This window comes from Polymorphospora sp. A560, from assembly GCF_045781765.1.
GTDB classification, from domain to species: domain Bacteria; phylum Actinomycetota; class Actinomycetes; order Mycobacteriales; family Micromonosporaceae; genus Polymorphospora; species Polymorphospora lycopeni.
In genome coordinates this window covers 4,737,472-4,759,529 of the sequence record NZ_CP122282.1, presented here as the reverse complement: position 1 = coordinate 4,759,529, position 22,058 = coordinate 4,737,472, and the positions used below count along the sequence as shown (strand labels likewise).

Below are 22,058 nucleotides of genomic sequence, written 5' to 3'. Positions count from 1 at the left end.
CAGGAAATGGCTGGTACGCAGGTCGACGCCGGCCCGGTCCGGACCGGTCGGGGCGCGTTGTCGGTGGCGGGCGCGCTGACGCTGGTGGCGCTGCTCGTGTTCGGCTTCGTCGGCTATCTGCTGGTGGTCAGCCCGTTGCAGCAGCAGCGGACGCAGAACAACCTGTTCGACCAGATCCGGGGCGACCTGGCGCAGGCCACCGCACCGATCGGCGGCGCCATCGCGCCCGGCACGCCGGTCGCCGTCCTCACCGCCCCGTCGATCGGGCTGGAGGCGGTGGTGGTCGAGGGCACGTCAGCGGCCGACCTGCTCGCCGGGCCGGGACACCGCCGCGACACCCCGCTGCCCGGCCAGGCCGGGGTGTCGCTGCTCTACGGCCGGGCCGGCACCTTCGGGGCGCCGTTCCGGCGGGTGCCGGACCTCGTCCCCGGCGCGGCCGTCAATCTCGTCACCGGCCAGGGCGAGGTCACCTACCGGGTCGAGGGTGTCCGGCGCGACGGCGATCCGCTGCCGGCCCCGCTGCCGGCCGGCGGTGGCCGGCTGACCCTGGTGACGACCGACGCCACCCGGATGCTGACCGCCGCCGACACCGTCTTCGTCGACGCCGTACTCGTCGGCGAACCCTGGCCGGCACCGGCCGGCCGGCCCCGGCTCGTGCCGGCGTACGAGCGGGCGCTCCAGCCGGACCCGACGGCCGCGTTCCCGCTGGTGCTGTGGTTGCAGGCACTCGCCCTGGCCGCCGGGGGGCTCACCTGGGCCCGGCACCGCTGGGGCCGGGTCGAGGCGTGGGTGGTCGGCACCCCGGTCGTGCTGGCCTGCGGCTGGCAGGTGTACGAGGCCGCCGTCCGGCTGCTGCCCAACCTGCTCTGAGCGGGGTATGGAGCGGGGCCGGACGGCAACGCCGTCCGGCCCCGGGAACAGGTGCTCGTCACACGCCGCAGTTGCCGGCGGACGTGCCCTTCGGCAGCGGCGTGAAGCCGTTCGCCGTGATGATGGCGTCAGCGGCGGCGCTGCAGACGAAGCCGGTCGGGGAGAAGAAGGCGCCGACCGTGGCGATCCGGCTGACCTTGACCACGTTGTAGAGCCGGCGGCTGGGGTTGAAGTTGCCGGTGCTGGTGCGCAGGGCGATGATCTTCTGCCCGTTGACCACCGGGACGTCGGTGTTGTAGCGACCGACCGAGAACGGCGCGATCGCGTTGGCGTTCGAGTTGATCGGGGCCGGGTCGTGCTCCTGCGGGTCGTCGTTGACGCAGAAGCTGCCCGGGCTCTCGCTCTTGGTCACGATCTGCGCCTCGGTCAGGCCGATCTGGGAGAGGAAGTAGGAGCGGGTGCCGGAGCCGGGCTGGGGCAGCAGCGGCCGGATGGTGGCGGTGGAGGCGCCGGGGACGAAGTCGCTCCACTGGTTGGCGGTCGCGGTGCACTGGTAGATCGCGGCCAGCCGGGCGACGGTGAAGACGAGGGTCGCCGGGGCGTTGGTGTTCGGGGAGCCGTCGGCGTTGCTCCGGGCGACCGCGATCGCCAGCGAGTCGAGCGCGAAGGGGTAGAACTTCAGCGGAACCGGCGGCGACGGGTAGTTCTCCGGCGGGCTGGACGAGCGGGCGAAGTCGATGTAGTCGTCCTCCGGGTTGCTGGTGGGGCTGTTGGCGGCGGCGGTCAGCGCGTTGATGCCCGCGGTCGAACCGTTCGGGCGGGCGATGGACGGCGCGCCGGCCTGCGGCTGGAGCGGGTTCGGCGTACCGGTCGCGTCCCACGAGGCCAGCCGGCTGGTCGGGGCGGGGCTCTGCCCGTTGTAGGAGGTGGCCAGGGCGTTCAAGACGAACTGGCTGGTGTCCGAGCCCACGCCGACGATGTCGTCGGCGTCCGGGGTGAACGGCGGGTCGGCGTACGCGGCGTTGCCGGCACCGAGCGCCAGCGACAGGGCCACGGCGGTGAACGCCACCGCGGCACCCTTCAGGGTGGTCTTGCGCATCTGCGGGATACCTCCGCTGGATTTCGATCAGCCTCGATCTGAGGCCGGGTCCCAGCCCACCAGTCGGTGACTCTTCGTGCCACCAACGTCACTCAACGGCTGAATTCGCGCGACACGGCCTCCGCGTTAACGCGCAGCCAATCGGGCAAAAGGGCTCCGGATGCCCGGCCATTTCCAGGAGTGTCCACGTTCACCCTCCGGTCGCCAGGAACGGTTAACGTCCCCGGCGGCCGCGCTCGGATTCGAAGGAGTCGCCGATGACTGCCGCCACCACGGAATTCGAACTGGACGGGATCCACGCCCCCGCCCCCGCCACCGGCTCGACCCTGCGTACGCGGGACCTGTCGGCCTGGTTCGGCACCCACAAGGTCCTCGACCGGGTGTCGCTGACCATGCCCGCCGGCGTGGTCACCGCCCTGATCGGACCCTCGGGCTGCGGCAAGTCGACGTTCCTGCGCATCCTCAACCGGATGCACGAACTGGTGCCGTCCGCCTCGCTCGCCGGTGAGGTCCTTCTCGACGAGCAGGACATCTACGCGCCCGGGCCGCGGCTCACCGAGACCCGCCGACGTATCGGGATGGTCTTCCAGAAGCCGAACCCGTTTCCCACCATGTCCATCGCCGACAACGTCACCGCCGGCCTCAAGCTCACCGGCATCCGTGCCGGACGGGCCGAGAAGGCCCAGCTCGTCGAGGAGTGCCTCACCCGGGCCGGACTGTGGCGCGAGGTCAAGGACCGGCTCCGGCAGCCCGGCGGGGCCCTGTCCGGTGGGCAGCAGCAGCGGCTGTGCATCGCCCGCTCCCTCGCCGTACGCCCCGACGTGCTCCTGATGGACGAACCCTGCTCGGCGCTCGACCCGACCTCGACCCGGCGCATCGAGGAGACCATCGGCGAACTGCGTTCCGAGGTCACGATCGTCATCGTCACCCACAACATGCAGCAGGCCGCCCGGGTCTCCCAGCAGTGCGCGTTCTTCCTCGCCGAGGAGGGCCGGCCCGGCTACGTCGTGGAGCACGGCGACACCGGGCGGATGTTCGGCGACCCGCAGGACCGCCGCACCGCCGACTACGTCAACGGCCGCTTCGGCTGACCCGCCATCCCGGGCCGCGCCGCCGGTCGGAGCGACCCCGCGCTCAGCGGACGGCGGCCGCCGTGGCGAGGAAGTCGGTGACCAGCGCGGCGATCCGCGCGGGGTCCTCGGCGACCATCGCGTGGCTCGCGCCGGAAAGACGCACCACCCGCAGGGCCGGGTTGTCCACGGTGGCCAGCCGTTCGGCGGTGCCGCGACGGTACGCCGCGTACAGCTCGTGGAACGGTTGCTGTTCGGGCAGATCCTCGGTGGCGAGCACGAGCAGCAGCGGGGACCGGGTCTCCCGGTAGGCCGGGAGCAGGTCGAGCGAGGACATCGCCTCGCGCAGCCGGGCGGTCAGCTCCGGCCCGGGACGTAGCCGGCTGAGGCCGTCGTCGCACGGCACCAGGTTGCGTTCGAACGCCGCCGCCCACTCTTGCGGGTCCGCGCCGTACCGCCGCGCCATCGCGCGCTGCCCGGCCAGTGCCGCGGCCACCTGGTCGGCGCCGAGCGGCTCGGCGAGCATCGCGCCCATCGCGTCGAAGACCGCCCGCAGCTTGGCGAGGTTGCCCGCCGCCTGCTCCGGATCCATTCCGGACAGTTGGTCGAGGCGGTCCAGGGTGGGGTTTCCGTCGAGGCTGACCGCGCCGGGGCACTCCGGGTGGCGCTGTGTCCAGAGGGTGGCCAGCATCCCGCCGAGCGAGTGGCCGACCACCGCCGGCCGGACCAGGCCGAGGCTGTCGGCGACGCCGGCCAGGGCGGCCAGGACCTCGTCCCAGTGCCACGGCCCGTCCCCGGACCGTCCGTGGCCGCGCAGGTCGACGGTGACCACCCGGTGTCCCGGCCGCAACGCCTCGGCGAGGGCCGTCATCTGGGCGAGGTTGCCGCCCGCGCCGTGCAGGAGCAGCAGCGGGCGTCCGGGTCCACCGAGGTCGCGGGCCGCGATGGGTACGGGTCCGGAGCCGACGAGCGTGTCAGGCATTCTTGCTTCCCTGCTGTAGTAGCCGGTCGCGGACGGAGGCGGGAAGCACGCCGCCCTCCGGGTGACGGGCGAGCTTGCCACGGGAGACCAGGTCGTGGACGCCCTGCCGGGTGATGCCGAGCATGGCGCCGGCCACCGCGTACGACACCGACTGGGCGGTGGGGTGGCCCATCCGTCCGGCGACGACCTGGCCGAGCGGGCTGCGCCACCAGTCCAGGGGCGGGTCGAACGGGCTGTCGCCCGGGTAGAGCGTCGAGATCGCCCGCACGATCGCCCCGACGGCGACCCGGTGATCGTCGCCGAGCATCTGGGTGGCCCAGGACCTGGCGCGGGAGCGGACGATTTCCCGCAGTGCGGCGACCGCGTCGTCGCCGTCGAGCAGGATCTCGAGCGGGTCGAGCAGGCGGATGTCGATCAACCTGACGAGTTGCTCGACCAGCTCTTGCTGGCTCGGTGGCAAGGTGGCACCTCCTTTATTGCTTGACGCTCATCGTCAAGTACTTGATGGTTGCTGTCAAGTAGTCAACCCGGTCACCCGCCGCGACCGGGGCGGACGGCAGCCGCGGCCGGCCCATATCCTGCGCGCATGCCGATGACCGACCGGGACCTGGCCATCACCGCCGCGCGCGCCGGGGCCGCCGTCGTGCGTTCCAGGTACGGAACATCGCTGGCGCGCGTCGAGAAGGGTGGCGGCGACTTCGCCACCGCCGCCGACCTCGAAGCGGAGCAGGCCATCCTCGACGTCCTACGGGCCGCCCGGCCCGACGACACCGTGGTGGGCGAGGAGAGTGGACGCGGCGGTGCCGGCACGACCGGCCGGGTGTGGCTGGTGGACCCGCTGTGCGGAACCGCGAACTACGCGGCGCGCGGCATGCTGGTCGCGGTGAACGTCGCCCTGCGCGCGGGTACGCGAACCGTGGCGGCGGCCTGCGCCGACCCGTTCGCCGACGAGGTGTTCTGGACCGACGGCACCCGCGTGTGCGTACGCCACAGCGGCGTGGACGAGCCGCTCACCCCGTCGGCCGGCACGCGACTCGTGGACGTCAACCTCGACTCGCCGGACCCGTACGACCCGGCCTTCCGGGCGCGCCGGCTGATCGCCGACCCGCGGTTCCTCGAACGGTTCCGGCCGCGCGTGGTCTCCACCACCCTGGCGGTGGCCTGGGTCGCGGCCGGCCGGCGGGCCGCCTACGTCACCGACGGCGACCTGCGCGACAGTGTGCACTTCACCAGCGGCATCGCCCTGTGTGAGGCCGCCGGCTGCGTGGTGACCGGCATCGACGGACAGCCGCTCCACACCGGCGCGGGCGGGCTCGTCGTGGCCGCCGACGAGGAGACGCACACCGCCCTGCTGGCCCTCCTCGACGGTCAGCCCCTGGCAGCACCCGGTCGGTGAGGCGACCGCGACCACCGCTCAGCGCAGCGCCACGCCTCGCGGTGCGCGTCGAGATGATCCGCGGTCGCCAGCCAGTAGGGGCCGTTCTCAATCCAGATCCTGGCCCACGGCTGCACCTGCCGCTCCGCGCCGTCCCGCAGCAGGTCGTACATGGCCCGGGCACGGCGCCCCAGCAGATCCGCCAACCCCGCGCGTACGGCGTCGTCGGCGCCGTAGCCGTCGACGAACGCCCGCAGCCGGGCCGCGGACTCCGGCACCGGCCGGTCGGCGCGCAGGCCGGCCATGCTCTGCGCCGCGTACGCGAGGTCCCAGGACCGGGAACCCGGCGCCGCGGCGTCCCAGTCGATCAGCACCCAGCCCCGGTCGGACCGGACCAGGTTCCACGGCGCCACGTCGTTGTGGCAGACCATCTCCTCCCGGTCCGGCGGGATCAGCCGGTTCCACACCGCACCGGCCGGCGGCACGAAACCCGCCAGCGCCTCGTGCAACCCGGCCAGCATCCGGCCGATCGCGGACAACTCCGCCGTCGGATAGGTGCCGGCCGCGTCGCCGATCTCACCGGGGACGTACTCCAGCACCTGCCGGCCCCGCTCGTCGCGTCCAAGCGGCCGGGGCGCCCCGGTGAAGCCCACCGCGGCCAGATGTTCCAGCAGGGCGTCGACCGCGTCGGTCCACGGCCCGGCCGGACGCCGTACGGTGTCACCGACGCGTACGACGCCGCTCGTGGCGTTTCCCGGCAACGGCTCCTCGTCGGCATACATCCCGGCATGATGGCCCACGCGGGCGGCGGGCGGCGATCCGTTATCGGCGCCGGGACCGGGATTCCGCCGGTCCGGGCGCGGTCAGCCCACGAACGCCCGCAGCACGTCGATCCAGGCCCGGTGCTGGTCGAGGTGCACGTCGTGACCGGCATCCGCGACGACGACGTGCGTGACGTCGGCACGTGTAGCGCGCATGCGCGCCAGTTCCTCCGGCTGGACGGTGCCCCGCTGGCCGGACACCAGCAAGGTGGGGGCTGTCACCTTGCCCCACTCCGGCCAGCGGGCCGTCTCGACGACCGCCGCGATGGCGTCCCGCATGACATCCGGTTCGAACCGGGGCCACAGACCGTCGGGACGCTCCTCCAGATCCCTGATCCACGACCGCGACATCGGGGTCGTGCCCAGGAAGTCCGCCGCCGCCCGCGCGTCGCGGAACGGCACCGGCCAGGAGGCGAACCAGGCACCGAGTCTTGCCGGCAGGTCCCCGCCGCCGCCCCCGACACCGGCCTCGACCATCACCAGACGGCGCACCAGATCGGGATGCCACGCTGCGACCAGCATGGCGGTGTGTCCGCCCATCGACTGGCCGACGAGCGCCACCGGCCGGTTGACGCCCAGCGCCTCGATCACGTGGACCACGTCGCCGACGTACGCCCGGCGGGACAGGTCGTCGGGGCGGCGGGTGGAGTGGCCGTGCCCGCGCTGGTCGACGGCGACGACGCGGTGGTGCGGCGCCAGCTCGGCCGCCGACGGCCACAACTCCCGGGCACTGCCGGCCAGGCCGTGTAGAAAGACGACCGGGTCGCCGCCCGATCCGCTGTCGAGACAGGACAGCGTCACACTTCCGTTGCGGACCTCCACCCGTTCCATCGGGGTATTCCAGCCGAGGCCCGCCGGCATCCGCAAGGCTGGCAAAGCACGCCTGAAGACAGTCGCCGCTTGACAAGCGACCAGGTCCAGCATGGACGATCCAGGCATGCGGATTCTTGTGGTCGGTGGAACCGGCCTGATCGGCTCCCACGTCGTGGACGTGCTGCGCGAGCGCGGCCACGCCGCGACCACCCTGGCACGCACCGCCGGCCCGACCGTCGATCATCCACTCGATCTCGGATCTGCCTCGACAGACGAGCTGCGACCGTTGCTCGCCGGCCACGACGGTGTCGTGTACGCCACCCGCGCGGACGAGCAGCGCCTGCTGCGCAAGCCGATCTATCCCAAACTTCGCCGAGACATCGTCGACCCGGTGGTACGTCTGTTCACCGCCGCCCGCGAGCAAGGCCTCACCTGCGGCGTCGTCATGGGCTCGTACTACACCTACCACGATCGGCTGCATCCCCAATGGCGCCTCCCGGCCCACCACGCGTACATCCGGTGCCGGCTGGAGCAGGCCCGGGAAGGACGAGCGGCCGCCGGCCCGGGCCTACCGGTCGCCGTACTCGAACTGCCGTTCATCTTCGGGCGGGCCGGCGACCGGGTATCGAACTGGGTCGGTCCGCTGGACCGTTGGGCGAGGTCTCGCGCACCCCTGCTCGTCCCGGCCGGCGGGACCGCCGCAGCCTCGGCACGCAGCGTCGCCGATGTCGCGGTCGACGCACTCGAGCAGCGCCGAGGTGAGGACATCCCGGTCGGTGACGAGAACCTCACCTGGTCCGAGATGATCACCCGTATCGCCGGGGCCGTCGACCGACGCCGCCGGGTCGGTCGCCTACCTGCAGCCGCCGTCCGGACCGTTGCACGACTTGGTGGTGCGTTCCAGGCCCTCGGCCGGAAACAGTCCGGCATCAACCCGGCCCACCTCGCCGACCTCCTGCTCGCCGAACTGTTCATCGAGCCGACGACCGGCCGGTCACTTGACCCGGCGCTGCGCGCAACCTTCATCGAACCAACGGCAGCCGCAGGGCACGAATCGCCGCGAGGTTGACCGCTGTTGGTGACCGTGGCCGCGAAGCCGGCAGCGGGGCGCCTGTTCCCGACAGGCGCATTCGCATGTCGGCGGCTACCTGGGCCGGTGCGCCGCCGCGTGCTGTCCCGGAAACACCCTCCTCGGCTCGGCTTTCCGCGGCTACCCGATCATCTGGTGGGTGCCGCCTTCTGCTGTCGGCGTCGTTCGGAGCCCAGCTCCGCACCATATCGACATCGCGGAGAAGAAGAGCAGGCCAGCTCAGCCCTCACCATCTGGGACGAGCCCTAAGCCGATACCGTCCGCACCTTCTCCGAGATCATCCCCGCGTGTGTGGGGAACAGGCCCTCGGTATGCCGCATGACACGCTCGGTGAGGGATCACCCCCGTGTGCGCGGGGAACAGATCGTTGGGTGCTCCAGCGGCCCCTCAAACTTCGGATCACCCCCGCGTGCGCGGGGAACAGGCTCGCAACCCGTTCGGCGGCTTCCCCTGGTACGGATCACCCCCGCGTGCGCGGGGAACAGCTCATCGTGAATCACGGTCGCCGCGTCCCACGGGGATCACCCCCGCGTACGCGGGGAACAGGGCCGCCCGCCACGCGGCCCGGCTGGTCCGGGCGGGATCACCCCCGCGTGCGCGGGGAACAGGTCTCGATCGGTTTGATGTCGGGGGTCGAGGGGGGATCACCCCCGCGTGCGCGGGGAACAGAGTTTGGTGGAGCGGTGGCAGCTCGACACCCTGGGATCACCCCCGCGTGCGCGGGGAACAGGTCGGGGAGCTGAGTAGGCATGTCGACGAGCACGGATCACCCCCGCGTGCGCGGGGAACAGGCTTCCTGACCTGGTGCTCCAGAGATCAACTATGCGGTTTTTCTTCCTTTTGGTTGGCAACGCTGCCATCTGGAGTCCATGGCTCTGGGCGACCGATCTCAGCGTGCACCGCCCCGGTCAACGGGTTCGTTTCAACCGGGCCGGCTCGTCGCAGTGATCTTCTTGGTGGTCGGAAGTTTGCGTTTCGCTGAGGCATTGTAGAGGAACCGGTGATGCCGGCTTCCGTGTGCGAAATGGTCTCTGGTCCGTCTCAAAAGCGTGTTGGCGACGTTGATGTCTTCCTGGAACGGGCATCGCCTCGAAGCCGCACACGACCTGGCCCACGAGATCGCCGTGTCCGGCGGGCGGGCGGGCGCCCGACCGGGTCGGATACGTCCGCGCCGAACTCGCCCGGTTCGGCCGGGCGGACGCATCCTGACACCACCCACCGCCAAAACCCAACCCGCTCGCGGTGGCGGCACCAAGCCTGGACTGTGGGCTTGAGCGCTCTTTCTATCCTCAGCGGATGCGAGACCGTCGGGTGATTCTGCTGTGGACCGTGTTCGCACTCGTTGCGGCGGTTTCCATCGGCCTGGTGCTGCGCCGCCCGGACCATCTCTCCGACCTCTACATCTACCGGGGCGCGCTCGCCGACCTGCTCGCCGGCCGGCCACTCTACGAATACGAGGCGGCCAACGGCGGCCCGTTCACCTATCCGCCGTTCGCGGCCCTGGTGCTCTGGCCGGTCGCGGTGCTTTCCGCGCCGGTGCTGGAGGTGACCTGGCTGCTGCTGACGGTCGCCGCCGTGATCGCCGTCGCGGTGCCGGTCGGCCGGGTCCTGGCCACCGCCCCGCCCGGCGCCTCGACGGGGCGGTTCAGCGGGCCGCTGGTCGTCGCGGCGACCGCGACGGTGCTGATGCTCTCCGCGCCGGTGCAGAGCAACCTGCGTTTCGGGCAGGTGAGCATCTTCATCGTGCTGGCGGCCCTGATGGACGGCATGAGGATCGTCCCCTCCCGGTGGCGCGGGGTGCTGGTCGGGGTGGCCGCCGCGGTGAAACTGACCCCGCTGCTGTTCGTGGCGTACTTCCTCGCCGCCCGCCGCTACCGTGACGCCGCCCGCGCGACGGCGGCCTTCCTGGCCTGCGCGGCGGTCGCCGCCGTGGTGCTGCCGGGGGAGAGTTGGACCTACTGGGCCGGTACGGTGGCGCAGACCTCCCGGATCGGCGACCTGGCCTCGCTGGGCAACCAGTCGGTGCACGGGATGCTGATGCGGATCGGACTGCCCCCGGCCACCCTGCCGTTCGTGTGGGCCGCCCTGGTCGCCGCCATCTGCCTGGTCGCGCTCTGGCGGGCCCGGCAGCTCACCGTCGACGGGCGCCCCGGGCACGCCGCGGTGCTGGTCGGCTGCGCCACGGTGGCCGCCTCGCCGGTCTCCTGGACCCACCACCAGATCTGGCCCGTACTGGCCGGGATGCTTTTGATCGGATCGACCGGTGTGGCCCGGCGGGTCGCCGGGGCCGCCCTGCTGCTGACGATGGTGGTCTCGCTCGGCGTGGCGTTCGGCCCGGTCTCGACCCGACCGGGGGTCCAGTTCCTGCTGGAGAACGCCCGTACGATCGGCGCCTGCGTGCTCTGCCTGGCCGGCTTCGGTGGCGTCGCGGTCGCCGCCTCCCGGGTACGCCGTCACGGGACCGCCGGCCGGGCGTGGCTTCGGGTCGGCGTCGCGGCCACCGCCACGCTGGCGTTCTTCGCCGTACAGCCGCTGCCGGCCGGAGCCGATCCGACCTTCAAGGCCTACTCCCTGGCCGAGGTGGCCAATCCCCGCTACTTCTTCGTCTGCCGTGGCGCCGCCGAGTGCGCCGCGTACGGCGGCCCGGAGCCGGTCACCTTCGGCACCGCCGTCGAGCCGACGAAGGTACGCGTCAACGGGGTGGTGTCCGGGCAGGTGGACCGCCTGGAGTACTACTCGGCGCCCGGCGGGGCGCCCCGGGTCATCCCGCTGCTCGCCGCCTACCCCGGATCCCGCACGTTCTCCTTCCGGGCCGCGACGATGGCCCACGGCCGGCTCGTGGCGTACGCGGCCGACGGCCGGCCCCTCGCCACGTACGACGACGAGTTGGCCGCCGCGTTCGCCCGCCGGTGACCGGACCGCGACGGGTGGGGCGGCCGCCGGCCCGTCAGGCCCGCGGCGTCAGGTAGCCGCGCGAGAACGCCTCGGCCACGGCCGCCGCCCGGTCGTTGACGCCGAGTTTGGCGTACACGTGCAGCAGGTGTGTCTTGACCGTCGCCTCGCTGATGAACAGCCGTTTCGCCGCCTCGCGGTTCGTCGAGCCCCGGGCGATCAGCTCCAGGACCTCCAGTTCGCGCTGGGACAGCGGCTCGGACGCGGGCTGGCGGATCTGTCCCATCAGCCGGGTCGCGACGGCGGGGGAGAGCGCCGCCTGCCCCCGCGCCGCCGCCTCCACCGCGCGGAACAGTTCTTCGCGCGGCGCGTCCTTCAGCAGGTAGCCGGTGGCACCGGCTTCGATGGCCGGCAGGACGTCGCTGTCGGTGTCGTACGTGGTGAGCACCAGCACCCGCGCCGGGACGCCGCGTTTCGCCAGTTCCCTGATGGCGACGACGCCGTCGGTCCTCGGCATCCGCAGGTCCATCAGGATCACGTCGGGTCGCAGCCGCTCCCCGGCCGCGATGGCCTCCGCGCCGTCACCGGCCTCGCCGAGCACCTCGAAGCGCGGGTCGGCGCTGAACATGCTCCGCAGCCCGTCCCGCACCACCGGGTGGTCGTCGACGATCAACAGCGAGATCACGACCGGGCTCCCGCCGGGATGGCGGGTACGGTCGCCGAGATCGCGGTGCCGCCGCCCGGCTCCGACTCGATGTCCAGCCGGCCGGCGAGCCGCTGCACCCGCTGCCGCATACCGGCGAGCCCGAAACCTCCGGTCGTGGAACCGTTGACCCGCCTGGCGTCCGGCTCGAAACCCACCCCGTCGTCGCGTACGTCCAGCGTCACCAGGTCCTCCATGTACGACAGGGTCAGTCCGACCCGGCTGGCCTTGGCGTGCTTGGCCACGTTGGTCAGTGCCTCCTGCGCGGCCCGCAGCAGCGTCACCTCGACGTCGGCGTGCATCGGCCGGGGGTCGCCGGTGGTCGTCAGCATCGCGTCGATGTGGTGCGCCTCCGACCAGCGCCGGGTCACGTCGCCGATCGCGTCCGGTAGCCGGGCCTCGGCGAGCATCGCCGGTCCGACCGCGTGGACGGTCCGGCGGGCCTCGGTGAGGCTCTCCCGGGCCAGGTTGATCGCGTTCGTGACGTGTCGGCGCGACACCGCGGGCTCGTCCGGTGACTGTTCGGCTGCCTGGAGTTGGGTGATGATGCCGGCGAGCCCTTGGGCCAGGGTGTCGTGGATTTCCCGTGCCATCCGCTGCCGCTCGTCCAGCACCCCGGCCTCGCGCGCCTGGACCAGCAGTTGGGCGTGCAGGCCCGCGTTCTCGGCCATCGCCTCCTCGAGCTTGACGTTGGCCTCGTGCAACTCGACGAGGGCGCGTTGCTGCTGATGGTTGCGCTGGTGACCCATGTCGGCGAAGTGGAAGAACGCCCCGGCCAGCACCATGGTGACCAGCGCGACGACCACCCACTCCCACCACCCGTCGGCGCGGATGCGGTCCAGGCCGCCGACGTACGACACGGCCTGGACCATCGACGTGGCGGCGACGCCGACGTATCGCCAGCGGCCCCGCAGCAGCAGGAAGGCGTGGACGTAGCCGACGAAGGTGAAGATGCCGTACCAGGGCGCCAGCGCCACCAGGCTTCCGCCGAGCACCATCAGGCCCGCGTAGTACAGGCCCATCAGCGGGCCGTCCTGATGCCACTGCGGGCGGGTGTGGAACCAGACCACCCAGATCGTGGTCGCGAGCGTGAGCCCGAGCACCGCCGGAAGGTGCATCTGCGCGCCCCAGATCCGCTGGAGCAGCGTGACGACGGTGCTCGCCGCCAGGAGGAGGTAGGGGAGGACGTTGATGACCGCGTACTCGCGGCGTTCCCACCGGTCGAATTCCTCGCGCAGCTCGGCCTCGATGCTCACGACCTACTCCCAGCGGAAGTACCGGGCGGCCAGCCCGCCGGCCACGATCGCCCATCCCAGCATGACGGCCACGTGCGGCAGTGACGGCCAGTGACCGGCCGTGGCGTCCTGCAATGATTGCACGCCGGCGCCGAGCGGAGTGAAATCGCTGATGGTGCGCAGCACGTCGTTCATCGCCTCCCGTGGCAGCCACAGGCCGGCGAAGAACATGATCGGGAAGAGCAGCACCGTCCCGGCCGCGCCGGCGCTCCTGCCGCTGGGCGCCAGCGCGGCCACGAGCAGTCCGATGGCGAACATCGCCAGCACACTCAGCAGGTACGCCACCAGGTAGGCGGGTATCTGGCGGGGCAGGTCCACGCCGAACGCCAGCCGGCCGAGGGCCAGCACGACCAGCATCGTGACCACGGACAGGAGCGTGGACATCAGAAGCTGCGCGCCGAGCATCATCGCCGGCCGGACCGGGGTGGTCCGCATCCGCCGCAGGATGCCCTTCTCGCGGTAGGTGGCGAACTGCTGGGGCAGGCCGGTCATCGCGAACATGGTGATGCCCATCGCGACGACGATCGGCGCGTACAGGTCGAGGATCCGCAGCCCGCCGAGGTCGGGGTCGGGCTCCCGGAACGACGGGATCGCGCCGAAGATGACGAGCAGGAGCGGCGGGAACGCGAGCGCGAAGCCCACACTCATCGGCTCGCGGAAGAACAGCCTGGTCTCGGTGGCGGTGAGGCGGAGCAGGGCGGACACGACGTCTCCTCAGTGGTCTGCGGGGCGGCCGGTGAGCGCGACGAACGCGTCGTCGAGCGAGGTCTGCTCGACGCGCAGGTCGGCGGCGACGATCTGGTGCCGGGCGAGCACGGTGGTGACGGCGAGCAGCAGGTTCCCGGTGCCGGTCACGACGAGTTGGCCGCCGGCCCGCTCGACCGAGGTGACCTCGGGCAACGCGGTCAGCAGCGCGTGGTCCAGCGGCGCGGACGGCCGGAACCGGATCCGCTGCCGGTCGTCGATCTTCGACACCAGCCCGGCCGGGGTGTCGAGGGCGACGAGCCGGCCGGAGTCGATCACGGCGAGCCGGTCGCAGAGCCGCTCCGCCTCCTCCATGAAGTGCGTGACCATCAGGATCGTGACGCCGCGGTCGCGGATGTTCTCGATGAGATCCCACGCGTCCCGGCGGGCCTGCGGGTCGAGGCCGGTGGTGAGTTCGTCGAGGACCGCCACCCTCGGGTTGCCGACCAGCGCGAGCGCGATCGACAGCCGCTGCTTCTGCCCGCCGGACAGCCGGCGGAACTGGGTGCCCAGCTTGTCGGTGAGGCGCAGGATGTCGATCAGCTCCCGCCAGTCGGCGGGGGCGCGGTAGAAGGAGCTGTGCAGTTCCATCGCCTCGCCGACCTTGAGCTTCTCGGGCAGTTCGCTGCGCTGCAGTTGCGCGCCGAGCACCTGCCGCAGTTCGTCGGAGTCCTGTCGCGGATCGATTCCGCAGACCCGGATGGTGCCGCCGTCCGGCGTACGCAGTCCCTCGATGCACTCGACGGTGGTGGTCTTGCCGGCCCCGTTCGGGCCCAGGATGCCGAAGATCTCGCCCTGCTCGGCGGCGAAGCCGACCCCGTTCACCGCGGTGTGGTCGCCGTAGCGTTTGACGAGGTTGTCTACCTCGATGATTGCCATGACCGAAGCGTGCCGTCCGGCACCGCGCGCCGAATCGACCGCGTGGCCGGCACCGGCCGGGAACGCGATGGGTGCCGCGGTCAACCGGTTGGTTGATGCGCGGATCGGTGGGGCGGCGTACCGGGCCGGACGGGGCGACCCCGAGGCGGCCGAATCCGGTCCCCGGCGTGACGTGCGGCGCGTACGTTCGGGGGCGGGAGACCGGCCGTCGGCCGGCGACCACTCGACGCGGAGCCGGGTGCGGAAGATGGGCGGTTGCGACAGAGCTGTGGACCGGGTCATGGCGGCGATCACCGGGCTGCCACCCGTACTGGTGCTGGTGGTGGTGTTCGTCCTGCCCGCACTGGAGTCCTCGACGTTGCTGGGCGTCGTCGTGCCCGGCGAGATCGCCGTGCTCCTCGGCGGCGTGGTGGCCCACGGTGGCCGGCTGCCGCTGTGGGCGGTGCTGGTCGTCGCGGCGGCCGGCGCCGCCGTCGGCGACCAGGTCGGCTACCTGCTCGGGCGCCGCTACGGGCCGGGGCTGCTGGCCCGGGCCCCGGAGCGGATACGCCGCTCGCCGGTGCTGGACCGGGCGCGGGCCCTGATCCGTACCCGGGGCGCGGTGGCGGTGGTGCTGGGCCGCTGGACGGCGGTGCTCCGGACCGTGGTGCCGGCGGTCGCCGGAGCCGGTGGCATGGCGCGGATGCCGTTCACCGTCGCCAACGTGACCGGCGGGCTGCTTTGGGCGGCGGCCGTGAGCGTCCTGGGCTACCTCGGTGCCGCCTCCTACCACTATCTGGAGCGCAGGCTCAGCATCGGTGGCGAGGTGCTGTTCGGCGTCGTCGCCGTGGTCGTGGCGCTGTGGATCTGGCGGCAGCGGGTGGCGACGCGGCGTGCCCCCGACTGATCCGGCCGGCGCCGCCCGGTGCGCGCCGGCCGACGGTCGCCCGGCACGGGTGGCGGCCGGCGCGGCCGCCGTCCTGGCCGCCGGCCTGCTGGCGCACGCCGCGCCGTCGCTGGCCGCGATCTCCGCGCTGCGCCGTCGGGCGTTCCCCGACCTGGCCGGCGTCGGTGCGCCCACCGGCATCGCGCTGACCTTCGACGACGGCCCCGACCGCGAATCCACCCCCGCGTTCCTCCACCTGCTCGCCGAGATGGACGTACGGGCGACGTTCTTCCTGCTCGGCCGGATGCTGGACGCCGACCCCGGGCTGGGGCGCGAGATCGTCGCGCAGGGCCACGAGGTCGCGGTCCACGGGTGGGACCACCGCTGCCTGCTGTGGCGGACCCGTGGTCGACGTACCGGGAGATCGCCCGGACCAGGGACCGGATCGTCGAGGTGACCGGTGCGGTGCCGCGGTGGTACCGGCCGCCGTACGGGGTGCTGACGGCGGGTGCCCTTTCCGCCTGCCGTCGCCTGGCGCTCCAGCCACGTCTGTGGACCGCCTGGGGGCGGGACTGGGAGGCGGGCCGGAACGCGACGGCGATCCAGCGAACCGTGATCCGGACGCTCGGCGCCGGCGGCACCGTGCTGCTGCACGACTCGGACTGCACCTCGGCGCCGGGATCGTGGCGGGCGACGCTGCGGGCGGTGCCCGGTCTCGTCGAGTGGGCCCGGCTACGCGGGCTCGACGTCGGGCCCCTTCGTCGGCACCACCGGCTCGACCACGGGCCCAAACCCTCCGTGACCGGCTCGACGCCGGGCCGAAACCCTCCGTGACCGGCGGGAATGATCCGGGCGAAGCCGGGTAACCGCGCCGACGTGATGCGGGAGCGGGGTGCGTACCTGGCTCGACCCGCGCCGCCCCGGCTCGCTCCGCGTCCGTGGACCCCGGCCCGCGCCGGCGCGGGGGTCGGCCCCGGCGGCGCCGGGCGCCGGGTCGTGATCGTCTCCGGCGACATCGGCGGCGGGCACGACGCCGCCGCCGACGAACTGGCGGCGCGTCTCGCGGCCCGGGGCGTTCCGGTCGACCGGCTGAACTTCCTGTCGATGCTCTCCCGCCCCGTCCACGCTCTGGTGCGGGAGTCCTACCGCACCATGCTGCGCTGGGCGCCGTGGAGCTACCAGGCGTTGTTCGCCGCGACCGGCGAGTCGGCCTCGTCGGTCAGGCTGATCCGCGGTGCGCTTCGGCCGGCGTGGAGCCGGGTACGGCGCCGGCTGCCCTCCGACACGGGGGTGGTGGTGACGACCTTCCCGTTCGCCAACCAGCTCTTCGGCCCGCTGCGCCGGCGGGGTGGACTCGCCGCGCCGGTGGTCACCTACGTGACGGACTTCGTGGCGCACCCGATCTGGCGCTGCCCCGGCGTGGATGTCTACTGCGTGGTCCACGAGCGGGTGCTCGGCCGGGACCCGGCGGCCGGGGCCGGCGACGTGCGGGTCGTACGCCCGCTCATCTCCGACCGGTTCGGCGTGGGACCGGGGATCAGCCAGGTGAAGGCACGGCAACGGTTCGGGCTACCGGAACACGGCCGGCTCGCGCTGGTCGCCGCCGGGGCGTGGGGCGTCGGCGACGTACGGCGTACCGCCGCGGACGTGCTGGCGACCGGCCGCGCGCTGCCGGTGGTGCTGTGCGGCCGCAACGAATCGCTCTACCGCCGCATGCTCGGCTTTCCCGGGCACGTCCTGGGCTGGGTCGACGACATGCCCACCCTGATGCGGGCGGTGGACGTCGTCGTCGAGAACGCCGGCGGGCTGACCTGCCTGGAGTCGATCGCGTCCGGCCTGCCCACCGTCACCTACCGGCCGCTGCCCGGCCACGGCCGGGCGAGCGCGGCGGTGCTGCGGGGGACCGGACTGACCGCGTACGTCGACTCGGTGAAGCGCCTCGGGCCGGCCCTGACCCTGCTGCTCGACGGCGGGGGGACGGCCGCGAACCTGGCGGCGGGAGCCGAGATGGCGGACGTGGTGTCGGAGGCGGCAACGCGGCTGCCCGGCGGTCCGCCGGGTCATGGCCGGCCGGGCTGAACACCGGTCGGACACTCAGAGCCGCACGAGGTGGAACTGCTGGGCCAGGAACAGCAGCGAGACGGCGGCAGTGCCGGCGGCGACGACCCAGCCGGCGGCGCGCAACCCCCGGCTGATCGGCCGCTCACCGACCAGCCTCGGGTTTCCCGCGCAGAGCACCAGCAGCACCAATCCGAACGGCGTGACGACGCCGGCCACCAGGCTGGCGAGGAACAGCAGCCGGATCGGGCTCACCACACCCATCGCCAGTACGGAACCGACGACGGCCTGTACCGCGATCAGCGCGTAGAAGCCGGGTGCCTGCCGTGGGCTGCAGCTCAGGCCGCGCCGCCAGCCGAACGCGGACGCCGCCGCGTAGCCGCCGGCGGCCATGATGACCGGGGCCGCGATCACCGCGGCGGCGAGCAGCCCCACCGCGAACAACTCACTGGCCAGGGAACCGGCCAGCGGCCGCAGCGCCTGGGCCGCCTGCTGCGCGGTGTCGACCTTCTCGTGGTGGACGCCGAGGGTGGCCCCGCTGGCCACCAGGATGGACCAGCCGATCACGCACGCCAGCGTCGCGCCGACCACGGCGTCGAACTCACGGATCCGCAGGGACTTGCCGGCGGCCTTCTCCTCCACCTGTTCGACCGTCTGCCACAGGTACGTGTACGTCGTCAGCAGGGTCCCCAGGATCGCCAGCGCGCCGGTGACGTGTGTCGCGGTGACGGACATCGGCGGCAGCAGGCTGCCCCGGGCCACCGCCGACCACTCCGGCCGGGCCAGCACCACGGCACCGCCGTAGGCGAGCAGGCCGATCATGATCCACTTCAGGACCCGCTCGACCTCGTCGTACCCGCCCAGGAACAACAATGTCAGCACCGCGACCGCGAACACCGGAACCAGCCACCGCGACTCCAGCCCGACCAGCAGGCCGATCGCGGCCGCTCCCGCCGCGATGTCGGCGCCCACGGTCACCACGTTGACCACCAGCACGGACACCAGCAGCAACGAACTCACCAGCCGGCCGTAGCCGTCCTGGACCGCCCGCTGGAGGTTGCGCCCGGTCAGCGCGCCGACCCGGGTCGCCAGCACCTGGACCACCGCCAGGGCCGGAATCGCCAACAGCGTCAGCCACGCCAGCCCGTAACCGGAAGCCGCCCCGACCACGACCAGGGTCGCCACCGTCGTCGGGTCGGTGTCCGCCGCGCCCGACACCAGCCCGGGCCCCAGGGCCCGGAACCCGGGCCCTCGCCGCCGTCTCCGGCCACCACCTGCCCACACGGCCCGCGCCCTTCGGCTCCATCCGACGTCCGCCCGACGCCGCCGCCGAGAACCACGGCCCGCCACCGCCCATGACCTCCGGGCGGCGTACGGACGCGGAGTACGAGGTACGGCCGTAGTCTGCCGACGGCCGGAGCACCCGGTCCGCGAACCAGCACCGAACAGGCCAAAAGCGGTCGGCGTCTGGCGGAACAGCCACCGGGCGGGGGCCACCCCGCCGCTTCCACCGGCGCTCCGGCCCATCCGGCCACCGGTGCCGGGGGACTCCGGCCCGCGTCCCCGTTTCGGTGGTCCGTGCCGGGGAACTCCGGCCAGTCAGACGGTGGCGTGGGCGGCCGGGGAGGGCCCGGGCGCGGTGGAGGCTCCGGGATGTCGCACGTTGACGGTGCCGCGAAGGGCGCGACGGCGCCGGCCGTCCTGCGCGACTACGCGCTGCTCGCCGACGGCCACCGGGGTGCCCTGGTGGGGCCGGCGGGTGAGGTGGGCTGGCTCTGCGCGCCCGGATGGTCCGACCCGGCGGTCTTCAGCGCGCTGCTCGGCGGGGCGGGACGATACGTGGTGACCCCGGCGGCGGACCCTTTCGTGTGGGGCGGGTACTACGAGCCGGACTCCCTGATCTGGGTGAGCCGTTGGGTCACCACGGACGGCATCGTCGAGTCCCGGGAGGCACTCGTCTTTCCCGGCGAGGCGGACCGGCTGGTGCTGCTACGCCAGGTCCGCCCGCTGGACCGGCCGACGCGGGTGCGGGTGGCACTGGACCCGCGTGCCGACTTCGGCCGGGAACCGGTCCGTGACGTGGCCCGGCACGGCGACCTGTGGACGGCCCGCACCGGCGGGCTGCACCTGCGGTTCACCGGCGGCGGCGATCTCCACCAGGGGCCCGAGGGCTTCCTCGCCGGTGACCTGGTCGTGCCGGGCGGCGGCCGGCACGACCTCGTGCTGGAACTGTCCACCACCCCGCTCACCGGGACCAGCCCCGAGCCGGGCGAACTGTGGCGTACGACCGAACACCACTGGCGGTCGGTGGTTCCGTCCCTGGCCGGCGCCGCGCAACGGGACGCCACCCTGGCGTACACCGTGTTGCGCGGGATGACGCGCCCCGGCGGTGGCATGGTCGCCGCCGCCACCACCGCGCTGCCCGAGCGGGCGCTGGCCGGCCGCAACTACGACTACCGGTACGCCTGGATCCGGGACCAGTCCTTCGCCGGACAGGCCGCCGCCCTGGTCGGCCGGTACGACGTGCTCGACGACGCCGTCGCCTTCGTCACCGACCGGATCCTCGCCGACGGGGACCGGTTGGCACCGGCGTACACGGTGTGCGGTGGGCCGGTGCCGAACGAGCGGTCGTTGCCGGAGCTGCCCGGCTATCCGGGCGCCGATGGCCGTACCGGGAACTGGGTCCGCGAGCAGTTCCAGCTCGACGTCTTCGGCGAGGTGCTCATGGTGCTCGCCGCGGCGCACCGCCACGACCGGCTGGACACCGACGCCTACCGGGCCATGCAGGTGGCCGTGGACGTCATCGCCGGCCGCTGGACCGATCCCGACTCCGGCATCTGGGAACTGCCGCCACGCCAGTGGACGCACTCCAAGCTCACCTGCGTGGCGGGACTGCGCGCGGCGGCCCGGTCGGCGACGGCGGAGCTGGCGGGCCGGTGGTCGACGCTGGCCGACCGGGTCCTCGCCGACACCGCGGTGCACGGGCTGTCCCCGCAGGGGCACTGGCAGCGGGCGTACGACGACGGGCGGGTCGACGCGGCACTGCTGCTGCCGGGCATCCGGGGCGCGCTGCCGGCGGGGGACCCGCGCACCGAGCGGACCCGCCAGGCGGTGCTGGGGGAGCTGACGTCGGACGGCTACCTCTACCGGTTCCGGCCCGACCGCCGGCCGCTGGGTGACGCCGAGGGGGCCTTCCTGCTCTGCGGGTTCACCGCGGCACTGGCGGCGTGGCAGGCGGGGGAGGTGGTGGACGCCAACCGGTGGTTCGAGCGCAGCCGGGCCGCGTGCGGGCCACCGGGTCTCTACACCGAGGAGTACGACGTGCGGCAGCGGCAGTTGCGCGGCAACCTGCCGCAGGGGTTCGTGCACGCGCTGATGCTGGAGACCGCGGTGACGCTTGGCCAGGTGGACCCGTGCGGCTAGCGGCCGGCGCTCAGGCCACCCGGTATCCCTCGGCCCGCCCGGTGCGGAACTCCAGCCCGGTGCCGGGCCGGTCCAGGACGACGTCGACGCTGCCGCCGGTCGCCGGCCCCGCCCCGTCGAAGAGCATCGACTCGACGCGTACGTGGTCGTGGAACCACTCCAGGTGCCGCAGGTTCGGGGTGGCCGCCGCGACCGCCAGGTGCTGGTGCGGTGCGCAGTGCGCGGAGACCTCCAGGCCGGCCGCCTCGGCGACCGCGGCCGCCCGCAGGAAGCCGGTGATCCCGCCGCAGCGGGTGACGTCGATCTGGAGGCAGTCGACGAACGGCGCCATCCGGTGGAAGTAGACCAGGTCGAAGCCGTACTCGCCGGCGGCCACGTCCGGCCCGACCCGGTCGCGGACCAGCCCGAGACCGGCCAGGTCGTCGGAGCTGACCGGCTCCTCGAACCAGCGCACGTCCAGGTCGGCGGCGGCGCTCGCCACCCGGATCGCCTGCTTGCGCTGGTACGCGCCGTTGGCGTCGACGTACAACTCGGCGTCGTCGCCGATGGTCCGCCGCGCGGCGGCCATCCGGGCCAGGTCCCGGGGCACCTCGGTGCCGCACGATCCACCGATCTTGATCTTCACCCGGGGAATCCCGTCCCCGTGCACCCAACCGGCGAGCTGCCGCTGCTGCTGCTCGTCGTCGTACGTGGTGAAACCGCCGCTGCCGTAGACCGGCACCCGCCGGCGGGCGGTGCCGAGCAGCCGGGCCAGCGGCAGGTCGTGCCGGCGCGCCTTGAGGTCCCAGACGGCGCAGTCGGCGGCGGACAGGGCGAGCCCCGCGATCCCGGGCCGGCCGGCGTTGCGCAGGTTCCGGCGCATCGCCGACCAGACCGCCGGCACGTCGTCCGGCTCCAGGTCGGTCAGCGCCGGGTCGAGCAACTCCGGCACCGCGGCCGCGACGGCGGACGGCCCGTACGTCCACCCGGTGCCGGTGTGCCCGTCGGCCTCGGCCCGGACCAGGACGAGGGTGGTGTCGGTCCAGGCCAGGGTGCCGTCCCCGCCCGGGAGGTCCGTCGGCACCCGGTACGCCGTCGCG

At 73.1% G+C, this 22,058-nt stretch carries 19 protein-coding genes, 1 pseudogene and 1 CRISPR repeat array; of the genes and pseudogenes, 9 read left to right on the top strand and 11 right to left on the bottom strand.

The genetic code is table 11. From position 1 onward, the window contains the following. Positions 1–6: 6 nt before the first annotated feature. Entirely contained in the window at positions 7–870 is an 864-nt protein-coding gene (locus QCD66_RS21195; protein ID WP_364207005.1) for a sortase domain-bontaining protein, read from the top strand. 58 nt (positions 871–928) lie between these two features. Here QCD66_RS21195 and QCD66_RS21190 read toward each other — a convergent pair whose 3' ends face one another. Then, complete coding sequence (locus QCD66_RS21190; protein WP_364207003.1) at positions 929–1,969, bottom strand: substrate-binding domain-containing protein; 1,041 nt, start codon at positions 1,967–1,969, stop codon at positions 929–931. Between the two features lie 257 nt (positions 1,970–2,226). On the opposite strand from QCD66_RS21190, the gene QCD66_RS21185 reads away from it, so the two are divergent. Beyond that, on the top strand, positions 2,227–3,060 hold the full coding sequence (locus QCD66_RS21185; RefSeq protein ID WP_375736647.1) for a phosphate ABC transporter ATP-binding protein: 834 nt from the start codon (positions 2,227–2,229) through the stop codon (positions 3,058–3,060). 43 nt (positions 3,061–3,103) lie between these two features. Here the strand turns inward: QCD66_RS21185 and QCD66_RS21180 are convergent, their stop codons facing one another. After that, a complete protein-coding gene (locus QCD66_RS21180) occupies positions 3,104–4,021 on the bottom strand; it encodes an alpha/beta fold hydrolase (RefSeq protein WP_375736648.1) in 918 nt (305 codons plus the stop codon). Continuing rightward, positions 4,014–4,481: a hypothetical protein gene (locus QCD66_RS21175; RefSeq protein WP_375736649.1), complete on the bottom strand. Its 468-nt coding sequence runs from the start codon at positions 4,479–4,481 to the stop codon at positions 4,014–4,016. The genes QCD66_RS21180 and QCD66_RS21175 overlap by 8 nt, the downstream gene beginning before the upstream one ends. Positions 4,482–4,607: 126 nt before the next feature. On the opposite strand from QCD66_RS21175, the gene QCD66_RS21170 reads away from it, so the two are divergent. Continuing rightward, a complete protein-coding gene (locus tag QCD66_RS21170) occupies positions 4,608–5,417 on the top strand; it encodes an inositol monophosphatase family protein (RefSeq protein WP_375736650.1) in 810 nt (269 codons plus the stop codon). On the opposite strand, the gene QCD66_RS21165 is transcribed toward QCD66_RS21170, so the two are convergent. Further along, positions 5,390–6,178 carry a phosphotransferase enzyme family protein gene (locus QCD66_RS21165; protein WP_375736651.1) on the bottom strand — a complete coding sequence of 263 codons (789 nt, stop codon included), beginning with the start codon at positions 6,176–6,178 and terminating at the stop codon, positions 5,390–5,392. The genes QCD66_RS21170 and QCD66_RS21165 overlap by 28 nt on opposite strands. Positions 6,179–6,259: 81 nt before the next feature. Beyond that, positions 6,260–7,048, bottom strand: a complete 789-nt coding sequence (locus tag QCD66_RS21160; protein ID WP_407566746.1) for an alpha/beta fold hydrolase — start codon at positions 7,046–7,048, stop codon at positions 6,260–6,262. 106 nt (positions 7,049–7,154) lie between these two features. Between QCD66_RS21160 and QCD66_RS21155 the strand changes: the two genes are divergently transcribed. After that, positions 7,155–8,099, top strand: coding sequence for an NAD(P)H-binding protein (locus tag QCD66_RS21155; RefSeq protein ID WP_375736652.1), 945 nt, complete (start codon positions 7,155–7,157; stop codon positions 8,097–8,099). A 294-nt stretch (positions 8,100–8,393) separates the two neighbouring features. Continuing rightward, a CRISPR array of direct repeats spans positions 8,394–8,911; the repeat unit is 29 nt; unit sequence GGGATCACCCCCGCGTGCGCGGGGAACAG. Positions 8,912–9,416: 505 nt separating this feature from the next. After that, on the top strand, positions 9,417–11,033 hold the full coding sequence (locus tag QCD66_RS21150) for a glycosyltransferase 87 family protein (RefSeq protein ID WP_407566745.1): 1,617 nt from the start codon (positions 9,417–9,419) through the stop codon (positions 11,031–11,033). Between the two features lie 34 nt (positions 11,034–11,067). Here QCD66_RS21150 and QCD66_RS21145 read toward each other — a convergent pair whose 3' ends face one another. From QCD66_RS21145 to QCD66_RS21130, 4 genes are read right to left on the bottom strand one after another with little or no spacing between them, the layout of a single operon-like run. Further along, positions 11,068–11,697 carry a response regulator gene (locus QCD66_RS21145; RefSeq protein ID WP_375736654.1) on the bottom strand — a complete coding sequence of 210 codons (630 nt, stop codon included), beginning with the start codon at positions 11,695–11,697 and terminating at the stop codon, positions 11,068–11,070. After that, entirely contained in the window at positions 11,694–12,971 is a 1,278-nt protein-coding gene (locus tag QCD66_RS21140; protein WP_375736655.1) for a sensor histidine kinase, read from the bottom strand. Before QCD66_RS21140 ends, QCD66_RS21145 begins: the two co-directional genes overlap by 4 nt. A 3-nt stretch (positions 12,972–12,974) precedes the next feature. After that, positions 12,975–13,715: an ABC transporter permease gene (locus tag QCD66_RS21135; protein ID WP_375736656.1), complete on the bottom strand. Its 741-nt coding sequence runs from the start codon at positions 13,713–13,715 to the stop codon at positions 12,975–12,977. A gap of 9 nt (positions 13,716–13,724) precedes the next feature. Next, entirely contained in the window at positions 13,725–14,633 is a 909-nt protein-coding gene (locus QCD66_RS21130) for an ABC transporter ATP-binding protein (RefSeq protein ID WP_375736657.1), read from the bottom strand. A 280-nt stretch (positions 14,634–14,913) separates the two neighbouring features. Here QCD66_RS21130 and QCD66_RS21125 point away from each other — a divergent pair, with 280 nt between their 5' ends. From QCD66_RS21125 to QCD66_RS21115, 3 genes and pseudogenes are all read left to right on the top strand, one after another. Beyond that, positions 14,914–15,519, top strand: coding sequence for a DedA family protein (locus QCD66_RS21125; RefSeq protein WP_375736658.1), 606 nt, complete (start codon positions 14,914–14,916; stop codon positions 15,517–15,519). Positions 15,520–15,568: 49 nt separating this feature from the next. Continuing rightward, positions 15,569–16,332: pseudogene (locus tag QCD66_RS21120) on the top strand (polysaccharide deacetylase family protein). A gap of 45 nt (positions 16,333–16,377) precedes the next feature. After that, on the top strand, positions 16,378–17,577 hold the full coding sequence (locus QCD66_RS21115) for an MGDG synthase family glycosyltransferase (RefSeq protein ID WP_375732869.1): 1,200 nt from the start codon (positions 16,378–16,380) through the stop codon (positions 17,575–17,577). Positions 17,578–17,592: 15 nt separating this feature from the next. Here QCD66_RS21115 and QCD66_RS21110 read toward each other — a convergent pair whose 3' ends face one another. Beyond that, on the bottom strand, positions 17,593–18,774 hold the full coding sequence (locus QCD66_RS21110; protein ID WP_364206971.1) for a divalent metal cation transporter: 1,182 nt from the start codon (positions 18,772–18,774) through the stop codon (positions 17,593–17,595). A 435-nt stretch (positions 18,775–19,209) separates the two neighbouring features. Here QCD66_RS21110 and QCD66_RS21105 point away from each other — a divergent pair, with 435 nt between their 5' ends. Next, a complete protein-coding gene (locus QCD66_RS21105; protein WP_375732866.1) occupies positions 19,210–20,979 on the top strand; it encodes a glycoside hydrolase family 15 protein in 1,770 nt (589 codons plus the stop codon). A 10-nt stretch (positions 20,980–20,989) separates the two neighbouring features. Here the strand turns inward: QCD66_RS21105 and QCD66_RS21100 are convergent, their stop codons facing one another. After that, positions 20,990–22,042: an enolase C-terminal domain-like protein gene (locus QCD66_RS21100; protein ID WP_375732865.1), complete on the bottom strand. Its 1,053-nt coding sequence runs from the start codon at positions 22,040–22,042 to the stop codon at positions 20,990–20,992. Between the last annotated feature and the right edge of the window lie 16 nt (positions 22,043–22,058).

Bases quoted from the DNA above. Each gene is read 5' to 3' on its own strand.
- QCD66_RS21125 (WP_375736658.1), top strand. From the start codon at position 14,914: ATGGCGGCGATCACCGGGCTGCCACCCGTACTGGTGCTGGTGGTGGTG.
- QCD66_RS21180 (WP_375736648.1), bottom strand. From the start codon at position 4,021: ATGCCTGACACGCTCGTCGGCTCCGGACCCGTACCCATCGCGGCCCGC.
- QCD66_RS21170 (WP_375736650.1), top strand. From the start codon at position 4,608: ATGCCGATGACCGACCGGGACCTGGCCATCACCGCCGCGCGCGCCGGG.
- QCD66_RS21190 (WP_364207003.1), bottom strand. From the start codon at position 1,969: ATGCGCAAGACCACCCTGAAGGGTGCCGCGGTGGCGTTCACCGCCGTG.
- QCD66_RS21165 (WP_375736651.1), bottom strand. From the start codon at position 6,178: ATGTATGCCGACGAGGAGCCGTTGCCGGGAAACGCCACGAGCGGCGTC.
- QCD66_RS21105 (WP_375732866.1), top strand. From the start codon at position 19,210: ATGTCGCACGTTGACGGTGCCGCGAAGGGCGCGACGGCGCCGGCCGTC.
- QCD66_RS21195 (WP_364207005.1), top strand. From the start codon at position 7: ATGGCTGGTACGCAGGTCGACGCCGGCCCGGTCCGGACCGGTCGGGGC.
- QCD66_RS21150 (WP_407566745.1), top strand. From the start codon at position 9,417: ATGCGAGACCGTCGGGTGATTCTGCTGTGGACCGTGTTCGCACTCGTT.
- QCD66_RS21115 (WP_375732869.1), top strand. From the start codon at position 16,378: ATGCGGGAGCGGGGTGCGTACCTGGCTCGACCCGCGCCGCCCCGGCTC.
- QCD66_RS21130 (WP_375736657.1), bottom strand. From the start codon at position 14,633: ATGGCAATCATCGAGGTAGACAACCTCGTCAAACGCTACGGCGACCAC.
- QCD66_RS21160 (WP_407566746.1), bottom strand. From the start codon at position 7,048: ATGGAACGGGTGGAGGTCCGCAACGGAAGTGTGACGCTGTCCTGTCTC.
- QCD66_RS21185 (WP_375736647.1), top strand. From the start codon at position 2,227: ATGACTGCCGCCACCACGGAATTCGAACTGGACGGGATCCACGCCCCC.
- QCD66_RS21155 (WP_375736652.1), top strand. From the start codon at position 7,155: ATGCGGATTCTTGTGGTCGGTGGAACCGGCCTGATCGGCTCCCACGTC.